Here is a 1,459-nt window from a genome sequence, read left to right on the forward strand (position 1 = left end):
CGGCATGAGTAGCCCTGTGTCAAGCGGCGGACGCGAGGACGGCCTGCAAGGCTCGGTGGCGGGTGGGGTCGTAGGCGACGCGGTCTTGCCAGCAGCGCCAGATCACGTGCAGCCAAGCGCGGGCGAGGATTCGCGTGGCGTGGGGGTGGTCGTGGCCCCGAGCCCGGGCCCGCTGGTAGAGGTCAGCGGCCCAGGGGTTGGCGTGGTGGGAGTCGCCGGCGAAGTCGATGACCGCTCCGCGGAGTTGTTTGTCAACGGCCCAGCGGAAGCCCACGATTTTCACCTTCCCGGATTGCCTGGTCGAGGGCGCGGCCCCGGCCAGGCAGGTGAGTGCCTCCGGTGTCGGGAAGCGGCCTCGGGCGTCACCGATCTCAGCCAGAAGCCGGGCCGCTCGCACGATCCCCGCCCGGGGCAGGGACGTGAACACTGCCGCGTCGGGATGCTGCAGCAACTGGATCTCGATCTGCTCTTCCAGCGCGTTGATCTGCTCCCGCAGGGTAGTAAGCCCAGCGACCAACGCAGCGGTGACGTGCGCCCGGGCGGTGGCTTCAGGACCGGTGGTCCCGCGGGTAGCCGCGAGCAGATGGGCGTGCAGCAGCCCGGCTCTTGCCGGGTTGGGGTAGGAGACGGTGCGCAGCCAGTTCTGCAGTCTGCGTGGCGACAGCCAGTCGACCTGTTCCTGGGTCGCGAACCGGGTGAGGAAATTCAGGGTGATGGCGGAGTCGATGTCGCGGAACAGCCCGATCACGCCGGGCAGAACGTGTTCAAGGTGGGCGCGGAGCTGGTTGGCCATCGCGACACGGGCGGCGATGAGGTCCTTGCGGGCGCGGACGGTCATCCGCAACGTGAGTGTCGCGGGAGAGTCGAGGGTGAGGGGGCGCAGGCGGTGGTGGTCGGTGCGGACGGTGTCGGCCAGGACGTAGGCGTCGAAGCGGTCGTCCTTGTTGCCGGCTGCGCCGTAGCGGCGGCGCAGGTGCTTGATCTGGTTCGGGGCGATCACGAAGACCGTGAGTCCCGCCTCGAGGAGGGCATCGACGATGGGCCCGTCGGGGCGTTCGATACCGACCTCGAGCACACCGGTCTGCTGCAGGCATCGCAGCAGCTTCCGCAGCCCCGCAGCGGTGTGCTCGACGATCATCCGTTGAACCTCGACACCGTCGGGACCAACGATCGCGAGGGCGTGTTCGGTGCTGGCCCAGTCGACGCCTGCAGTGGGTCGACGCGTCGACGGGTGGTGTTCGACACTCATGGTGTCCTCCTTGCTGTTGGCGCAGCAGGTGGGCACCTGGTGGTCTCAGGACACGGAAGCCGGTCGCTCACTGATCGGCGCTCGATGGCGCTCAGCCCTGTCGCCAGTCATACGTGTCCTGGAACCACCGGGCCCCGCGGAACTCATGCCGGACCTCTCACGGTCGAGCGGACGAGGCGGTGGCCCGGTGGGGGCCAGGTGCGCCGACGA

Annotated in this window: 1 protein-coding gene; it reads right to left on the reverse strand. The window is 69.0% G+C overall.

The window, feature by feature from the left end:
- Nucleotides 1-19: 19 nt before the first annotated feature.
- Entirely contained in the window at nt 20-1,249 is a 1,230-nt protein-coding gene (locus ABZ807_RS33365; protein ID WP_357167171.1) for an IS110 family transposase, read from the reverse strand.
- Nucleotides 1,250-1,459: the final 210 nt, after the last annotated feature.

The sequence above is a fragment of the Micromonospora sp. NPDC047548 genome (assembly GCF_040642975.1).
Lineage (GTDB): Bacteria > Actinomycetota > Actinomycetes > Mycobacteriales > Micromonosporaceae > Micromonospora.

Coding starts and splice junctions, on each gene's coding strand:
- ABZ807_RS33365 (WP_357167171.1), bottom strand. CDS start 1,249: ATGAGTGTCGAACACCACCCGTCGACGCGTCGACCCACTGCAGGCGTC.